Origin of the sequence: Rhodococcus sp. O3, from assembly GCF_048897285.1 — a bacterium.
GTDB lineage: Bacteria > Actinomycetota > Actinomycetes > Mycobacteriales > Mycobacteriaceae > Rhodococcus.
Genome location: NZ_JBMBTE010000171.1, coordinates 1 through 7,963 on the forward strand (window position 1 = coordinate 1; position 7,963 = coordinate 7,963).

General features: G+C 71.4%; 7 protein-coding genes. 5 read left to right on the forward strand and 2 right to left on the reverse strand.

The genetic code is table 11. The features are described from left to right. Window positions 1-145 precede the first annotated feature (145 nt). Window positions 146-1,126 carry a methylenetetrahydrofolate reductase [NAD(P)H] gene (gene metF / locus ACN675_RS26335; RefSeq protein WP_420753629.1) on the reverse strand — a complete coding sequence of 327 codons (981 nt, stop codon included), beginning with the start codon at window positions 1,124-1,126 and terminating at the stop codon, window positions 146-148. 91 nt (window positions 1,127-1,217) lie between these two features. On the opposite strand from metF, the gene ACN675_RS26340 reads away from it, so the two are divergent. The 4 genes from ACN675_RS26340 to ACN675_RS26355 all read left to right on the forward strand — a co-directional run bounded on the left by ACN675_RS26340 (window position 1,218) and on the right by ACN675_RS26355 (window position 6,537). Next, window positions 1,218-2,360 (forward strand): polyprenyl synthetase family protein, encoded by a 1,143-nt coding sequence (locus ACN675_RS26340; RefSeq protein ID WP_420753630.1) that lies wholly within the window; start codon window positions 1,218-1,220, stop codon window positions 2,358-2,360. 8 nt (window positions 2,361-2,368) lie between these two features. After that, complete coding sequence (crtI, locus tag ACN675_RS26345) at window positions 2,369-3,946, forward strand: phytoene desaturase family protein (RefSeq protein WP_420753635.1); 1,578 nt, start codon at window positions 2,369-2,371, stop codon at window positions 3,944-3,946. Window positions 3,947-4,037: 91 nt separating this feature from the next. Continuing rightward, a complete protein-coding gene (locus ACN675_RS26350; protein WP_420753631.1) occupies window positions 4,038-5,642 on the forward strand; it encodes an alpha-(1->6)-mannopyranosyltransferase A in 1,605 nt (534 codons plus the stop codon). Continuing rightward, the gene (locus ACN675_RS26355; protein WP_420753632.1) at window positions 5,635-6,537 is read left to right on the forward strand and encodes a phytoene/squalene synthase family protein; all 903 of its coding nucleotides are present in this window, start codon (window positions 5,635-5,637) and stop codon (window positions 6,535-6,537) included. Before ACN675_RS26350 ends, ACN675_RS26355 begins: the two co-directional genes overlap by 8 nt. Window positions 6,538-6,582: 45 nt before the next feature. Here the strand turns inward: ACN675_RS26355 and ACN675_RS26360 are convergent, their stop codons facing one another. Next, window positions 6,583-6,954 carry an Rv2175c family DNA-binding protein gene (locus ACN675_RS26360; protein WP_420753633.1) on the reverse strand — a complete coding sequence of 124 codons (372 nt, stop codon included), beginning with the start codon at window positions 6,952-6,954 and terminating at the stop codon, window positions 6,583-6,585. A 150-nt stretch (window positions 6,955-7,104) separates the two neighbouring features. Here ACN675_RS26360 and ACN675_RS26365 point away from each other — a divergent pair. Next, window positions 7,105-7,963 (forward strand): protein kinase domain-containing protein (locus ACN675_RS26365; protein WP_420753634.1); only part of this gene is annotated, 859 nt, incomplete at its 3' end.

Below are 7,963 nucleotides of genomic sequence, written 5' to 3' on the forward strand. Positions count from 1 at the left end.
ACGGCCCCGACCGGCTCGGATGCGGTGGCGGCGCTCGGGCATCCCGCCGCGATCACCGGGTTCGGTGCTCTGACGGTCACCTCGCTGCGCGCCCGGCGCAAGGGGCGGACCGGCTGGAAGAACCGGCCCCTGCCCTGACGGTTCGTCAGGCGGGCTGGACGATCGGAGTGGGGACCTCGATCCCGAGCCGCGCCAGCACCTCGCGGGTCGCGCGCGCGAAGTTCAGCGTGATGAAGTGCAGTCCGGGTGCGCCCTCGGCGATGAGCCGCTCACACATCTCGGTCGCGACCTCGATACCGACCTCGCGCACCGCGGCACGGTTCTCCTCGGGACCGTCGCCGGCGGCCCGCACGAGCCGCTCCTCGAGTTCCGCGGGGAGCCGGGAGCCCGACAGTTCGAGACTGCGCCGCGCCGACCGCAAGGATGTGATCGGCATGATCTCGGGAATGATCGGCTTGAGCGCCTGCTCCGCGTCGCATGCGGCGACCCGGTCCCGCAACCGCAGATAGTGCTCGACGTCGAAGAACATCTGCGTGATCGAGTACTCGGCACCGGCCCGCAGCTTCTGCACCAGGTACCGGGTGTCGTGGTCGAGATCCGGGGAGCGGTAGTGCCCCTCCGGGAAGGACGCCACACCGACGTGGAAGTCGCCGAGTTCACGCACGAGCCGGACCAGTTCCTCGGCGTGCTCGACGCCCTGCGGGTGCCGGGTCCATTCGCCCAGCGGATCGCCGGGCGGGTCGCCGCGCAGGGCGAGGATGTTGCTGATTCCGCGATCCGCGTAGGCCCCGACCATCGCGCGCAACTCGTCGATGCTGTGCCCGACCGCGGTCAGGTGCGCGACCGGCAGCAGGGTCGTCTCCTCGGCGAGCTGACCGGTCACGCGGACCGTGCGGTCCCGGGTCGAGCCCCCGGCGCCGTAGGTCATGGACACGAACGCCGGGCCGAGCCGTTCGAACTCCCGGACGGCACGCCAGAGCCGCGCCTCCGCGTCGGCGTCGCGGGGCGGGGAGAACTCGACGGAGAAGGGAATCCGGCGATGGGACGGTACCCGCAGCCGGTCCACGATCGACGGTGTGCGGGATGTCCCGCCGCCCTGGCCCCCGCTGACGGAATCGCATGTCACGCGACAAGCATAGGTGGCCGGAGGGCGGTGGGTTCCTCGCGCCCCCGATAGGGTGGTCTTCGGCGCCGCGACGGCCCCACCGACCCGGTGCATGCACCACCCGGCGTCGGCGCCCGCCCATTCGACCAGGAGGAATCCCCTGTCCACCGGATCTGCTCACGTTCCGCCCTCGCTGCTGCCCGAACTCGTCGAGGGCGCACTGCGGGACTTCTTCGTCTCACGCGCCGAGATCGTCGCCGCGGTCGGTGGGGGTTACCCCGAAGCGGTCACGGCTCTCGAATCCTTCGTCCTGCGCGGCGGCAAGCGGATGCGGCCCGTATTCGCGTGGACCGGCTGGATCGGTGCCGGCGGCGACCCGACCGGACCGGACGCCGGAGCGGTGCTGCGCGCGTGCTCGGCGCTGGAATTGGTGCAGGCCGGTGCGCTCGTGCACGACGACATCATCGATGCCTCCACGACGCGCCGCGGTTACCCCACCGTGCACGTCGAGTACGCGGAACACCACCGCACCGCGCAGTGGCTCGGTGTCCCCGAGCGCTTCGGGGAGGCCGCGGCGATCCTGCTCGGCGACCTGGCGCTCGTGTGGGCCGACGACATGCTCCGCGAGGCCGGACTGGACGCGGCGACGACGGCCCGGGTCACGCCGGTGTGGTCGGCGATGCGCACCGAGGTCCTGGGCGGCCAGTTCCTCGACATCGCCGGGGAGTCGGCCGGCGACGAATCGGTCGAGGCGGCGATGCGGGTGAACCGGTTCAAGACCGCGGCGTACACGATCGAGCGTCCCCTGCATCTGGGCGCGGTCCTGGCCGGGGCGGACGACGCGCTGGTGGACGCGTACCGCCGATTCGGAACGGACGTGGGCATCGCGTTCCAGTTGCGCGACGACCTGCTCGGGGTGTTCGGCGACCCGGAGATCACCGGCAAGCCGTCCGGGGACGACCTGCGCGCCGGGAAGCGGACCGTGCTGTTCGCGCTCGCTCTCGCCGCCGCCGACGCGACGGACCCGGCCGCCGCGCAGCTGCTGCGCGACGGGATCGGCACGGATCTGAGCGACGAGCAGGTCGAGCGGATGCGGGCGGTGATGACCGAGCTCGGCGCCGTCGACCAGGTAGAACGGCGGATCACCGCGCTCACCGAGGAGGCGTTCGCCGCGCTCGACGCGTCCGACGCCACCGACGAGGGCAAGACCATGCTGCGCGACTGGGCACTCGCCGCGACGCGGCGCACAGCGTGATGCGCCGGCTGCGCACCGTCGCAGGGGCGGATCGTGTCGTCGTGGTCGGCGCCGGGCTCGCGGGCCTGTCCGCGGCGCTGCACCTGCGTGGGGACGGCCGCGAGGTCACCGTCCTCGAACGCGAGGGATCGGTGGGCGGCCGGGTCGGCACCCACGTCGGGCCCGGTTACGAGATCGACAACGGTGCCACGGTCCTGACGATGCCGGACCTGATCGCCGACGCGCTCGCCGCGGTCGGCGCGGATCTCACGACGGTGGATCCACCGCTGCGCATCCACCCGATGACGCCCGCCTATCACGCCCGCTTCGCCGACGGCAGCAGCATCGACGTGCATTCGGACCCGGATCGGATGGCCGCCGAGGTCGCCCGCGTGTGCGGCCCGGACGAGGCGCGCCGCTACCTGCGGCTTCGACGCTGGCTCGCGGACATCTTCGACGCCGAGTTCGCGCACTTCATGAACGCGAACTTCGACTCCCCCCTCGACCTGGCCGGCTCCCCGGCCTCGGCGCGTGACCTGCTGCGACTCGTCCGGCTCGGCGGTTTCGGGCGGCTCGGCGCCCAGGTGAACCGGAAGGTCGGCGACCCGCGCCTGAGGCGCATCTTCACGTTCCAGGCGCTGTACGCGGGGGTCGCGCCGGCCCGGGCACTGGCGGTGTACGCGGCGATCGCGCACATGGACACCTCGCTGGGGGTGTTCTCCGTCGAGGGCGGCATGCGTTCGGTCGCGCGCGGTCTCGCCGACGCCCTGGTGGCGGCCGGCGGCACGCTCCGGCTCGGCACCGAGGTCGGCGACCTCGAGTTCGACGGCCGCCGGGTGGTCGCGGTGCGCACCACCGACGGCGACCGGTACCCGTGCGATGCGGTCGTGCTGACACCGGACCTGCCGGTGGTGGACGCGCTGCTGCCGCGGCCGCGACGACGGCGCATGGTGGCGTCCCCGTCCGCGGTGGTGTTGCACGGCAGCATTCCGACCGCCGTCAGTGCGGGGTGGGCGGCCCGCCATCATCACACCATCGAGTTCGGTGCGGCGTGGGAGAGCACGTTCGCCGAGATCACCGCGCGCCGGGGCCGCGGCCGGCTGATGCGCGATCCGTCGCTTCTGATCACCCGCCCTGCGCTGAGCGACCCCGGGCTGCGGTTCGTCCGCGACGGCGTCGAGCACGAACCGATGTCGGTGCTGGCGCCGTGCCCGAATCTGGACAGCGCGTCCTACGACTGGCAGGCGCTGGCCGGACCGTATGCGGCCGAACTGTGTGCGGAACTCGAGCGGCGCGGGTTCGACGGGATCGCCGACGGGTTCCGGATCGACCACGTCGACACGCCGCAGACCTGGCTCGAGCGGGGCATGCTGGCGGGCAGCCCGTTCGGCGGCGCGCATCTGTTCCGGCAGACCGGCCCGTTCCGGCGGCGCAACCTCGATCCGCGCTATCCGAACGTGGTGCTGGCCGGGTCCGGCACGGTCCCCGGGGTGGGGGTTCCGACGGTCCTGCTCTCGGGTCGGCTCGCCGCCGAACGGCTCGGGGTCCGACGTCGGTCGACCGCGCCTTCCCGCACAGTGGGCGGCGCGGTTCCGGGACTCAACTAAACTGTCTGTTCGTCGTAGATCATCTGCACGGTTTCACGTGTGCACATCTGCACCGTGTCACTGCGTGCATCAGGGGGAGGTAACCGTAACCATGTCGTCCCCTGCTGCCTCCGACGCCGCACCGGACGCCTCACCGACCGCGGACGGGAAGCCGCAGCAGCCCGGCCGGGGCATCGGCCCGTTCCTGCGCAGCCCGGCCGGGAACGCAGCGCTGCTCGGGGCGGTCGGCGCGGCTCTGCTGGCGTTCGGCAGTTTCGGTGCCGGGAGCGTCCGACGGCAGGATCCGCTGCTCGAGGAGATGTTCCTGTCGTGGCTGCGGTTCGGTCACGGGCTGTTGCTGTCGACGATCCTGGTGTGGGCGGGCGTTCTGCTGATGATCGCGGCGTGGGTGCGGCTCGGCCGCAGCGCCCGCGCCGGTCGGGTGAGCCTGCGCGACACCTGGAAGGTGCTGTCCGTATGGGTGGTGCCGTTGCTGATCGCGACTCCGCTGTTCAGCCGCGACGCGTACTCGTACCTCGCCCAGGGCGCGATGTTGCGGGACGGGTTCGATCCGTATGTCGACGGTCCGGTGGTCAATCCCGGCATCCTGCTCGACAACGTCAGCAACGTGTGGAAGACCACGACGACACCGTACGGACCCGTGCACCTGCTGCTCGGCGCCGGGATCACGTCGCTGACCGGGGACAACGTGGTTTTGGGGACGTGGCTGTGGCGGCTGACGATGCTGCCGGGCCTGGTCCTGATGGCGTGGGCGGTGCCGAAGCTCGCCCGCCGGATGGGCGGCGACCCGACCATCGCGCTGTGGCTGGCCGTGCTCAATCCGCTGGTGCTGATCCACCTCGTCGGCGGTGTCCACAACGAACTTCTCATGGTCGGCCTCATGATGGCCGGCATCGTGCTCGTGCTCGAACGCCGCCACGTCGGTGGAATCGCGCTCGTGTCGCTCGGTGCGGCGATCAAGGCCACCGCCGGCCTGGCCCTGCCGTTCCTGGTCTGGGTGTGGATGGTGCACGAACGGGACCGGGCCCGCGAGGAGGGGCGCGATCCGGCCGCGCCGGTCCGGTTGTTCGTCAAGACAGCGGGTATCGGCGTCGTCGTGTTCGCCGCCGTGTTCGGTGCCGCGTCCGCACTCGCCGGCGTCGGCATCGGATGGCTCACGGCGCTGTCCGGATCGTCGAAGATCATCAACTGGCTGTCGCTGCCGACGATGATGGCGCACGTCGTCACGTGGTTCACGCCGTGGCGTCTCGGCCCGGTGCTCGACGTGACCCGCATGATCTGCATGGTGGCGCTCCTGGTGATCCTCGTGTGGGCGTGGTGGCGGTTCCGGCGGACCGAACGCGACGCCGTCCTCGGCATCGTGGTCGTGCTGACCGCGGTGACCGTCCTCTCCCCCGCCGCGCTGCCCTGGTACTACTCGTGGCCGCTCGCGGTCGCCGCCGCCTTCGCGATGTCGACGCGGACACTGATGGTGCTCGTGGGCCTGTCCACCTGGCTGATGGTGATCTTCAATCCGGACGGCTCGATCGGCATGTACAACGCGGCGCACGTGGCCGTCGCGATCTTCGTGTCGGTGGTGGCGGCGCTGTCGCTGCGCACCGTCGATCCGCTGCACCTGCGTTCCCGGCGCCCGGTGCCCGTACCGGCGACCGATCGGGTTTCGGCGGCATCTACGGAGCCGTCCGCCGGTGGCTGACGACCTGGACGCGGCCTTCCGGTACTGCGAGAGGCTGACTGCCGCGCACGGTCGCACCTACCACCTGGCGGCGCGCCTGCTGCCCCCGGATCGTCGCGCGGATGTGCACGCCCTCTACGGGTTCGCCCGCACCGTCGACGACATCGTCGACGTGACCTCCGTCGACGACCCGGTGACGGCGTCCCGGCAGGTCGACGCGGTGCAGGCGCGCCTGCACGCCGCGCTCGGCGGTGATCCCGGTCCGGCCGACGACATCGGCCTCGTGGTCCGGGCCACGGCCGACACGATCCACCGCTACGGGATCCCCGTCGACTACTTCGAGGCGTTCGTGCGGTCGATGCGGATGGACATCCCGGCCACCGACCAGTTCCGCGACCGGTACCGCGACATGGCAGAGCTGCAGGAGTACATGTACGGGTCGGCGGTGGTGATCGGCCTGCAACTGCTGCCCGTGTTCGGCGTGGAGGACCCGGATCGGGCAGGCCCGTACGCGGCCGCGCTGGGCACCGCGTTCCAGCTGACCAACTTCGTGCGGGACGTCGGCGAGGACCTGGCGCGCGGGCGGATCTACCTCCCCGCCGACGGCTGGTCCGCGTTCGGGGTGGACGACGAACTGCTCGCCGAATGCCGGCGCACCGGCAGACCCGATCCGCGGGTACGCCGGGCGCTGGCACATTTCGTGGCGCTCACGCGTGCCGAGTATCGGCGCGCCGAGCCGGGACTGGCCCTGCTCCCGGACCGGGTCCGGCCGGGCATCCGGGCGGCGTTCGTACTCTACGGCCGGATCCTCGACCAGGTGGAGGCCCACGGGTATCGGGTGTTCGACCGGCGGGTCGTGGTGCCGCGCCGGCAGCGGGTGGCGGTGCTGCTCACCCAGCTCACCACCCGCCGCTGAGACTCAGAAGCCAAGGGCTGCCACTCAGAAGCCAACGGCTGCCACTCAGAAGCCAAGGGCTTGGGCCCGGCGGACGACCTCGCGCGCCGAGTGGGTGTGCAATGCCGCCGCGGGGCTGCCACCTTCGAGCGAGTCGTCCTCGCGGAACAGCCAGGTCAGGATCTCGTCGTCCCGGAAGCCCCCGTCGTGGAGGACCGCGATCAGGCCCGGCACGCTCTTCAGGATGTGCCCGTCCTCACCGAAGAACGCTTCGGGCACGGCGAGCACGCCGTCGCGCTTGATCGCCAGGATCTGGCGGTCCCGCAGCATCTGGTGGACGCGGGTGATGACGACACCGAGTTGTTTCGACACATCGACGAGTTGCAGCACCGGGACCGAGGGGTCGAGGACGTCGTCGCAGAACGGGATTGAACTCACCCGGGTAACGTTATCGGGTTCGATCCGCCGTGCGCGCGAGACCGTCCCGTCCGGGGCGCTGGCTACGATCGACTGGGGTGTGCAGGCCCCACCCACACAGGAACCGACCGACGTCGCGCAGCGGCGTCGCAGAACACGGGGGTACACCGCGTGACCGCTGGAGGCGACCGCATGGTCGGCATCGTGCTCGATGGACGCTACCGGATCGAAGCGCCCATCGCTCGGGGCGGCATGTCGACGGTGTACCGGGGCACCGACCTGCGGCTCGACCGGCCCGTCGCCGTCAAGGTGATGGATCCGCAGCTCGCCGCCGATCCCCAGTTCCGCACCCGGTTCGAGTTCGAGGCCCGGGCGGTTGCGAAGCTGAATCATCCCGGCCTCGTCGCCGTGTACGACCAAGGGCACGACGGGGAGCACGCGTTCCTCGTGATGGAGCTGGTCGAGGGCGGCACCCTGCGTGAGCTGCTCCGCGAACGCGGGCCGATGCCCCCGCACGCCGCCGCCGCGGTCGCGGCACCGGTGCTCGGGGCGCTCGCCGTCGCACACCGGGCGGGCCTGGTGCACCGCGACGTCAAACCGGAGAACATCCTGATCTCGGAGAGCGGCGAGGTGAAGATCGCCGATTTCGGGTTGGTGCGGGCGGTCGCCGCCGCCACCACGACCTCCCGCAGCGTGATCCTCGGCACTGCCGCGTACCTGTCGCCGGAGCAGGTGACGGTCGGTAACGCCGACGCGCGCAGCGACGTGTACTCGGCGGGCGTCGTCCTGTTCGAGATGCTGACCGGGCGCACCCCGTTCACCGGCGACACGTCGCTGTCCGTCGCCTACCAGCGCGTCGAGAAGGACGTGCCCGATCCGGGATCCTGTATCGACGGGGTACCCCCGGAATTCGACGAGCTGGTCCGGCACGCGACCGAACGCGAACCCGGTCAGCGCTTCGACGACGCCGGAGCGATGGCGGCGGCGTTGACCGAGGTGTGCGAAACCCTGGCGCTGCCCCGGTACCGGG

Excerpts from the sequence above, each read along its gene's own strand:
- ACN675_RS26340 (WP_420753630.1), top strand. The coding sequence starts at position 1,218 with ATGCACCACCCGGCGTCGGCGCCCGCCCATTCGACCAGGAGGAATCCC.
- ACN675_RS26350 (WP_420753631.1), top strand. The coding sequence starts at position 4,038 with ATGTCGTCCCCTGCTGCCTCCGACGCCGCACCGGACGCCTCACCGACC.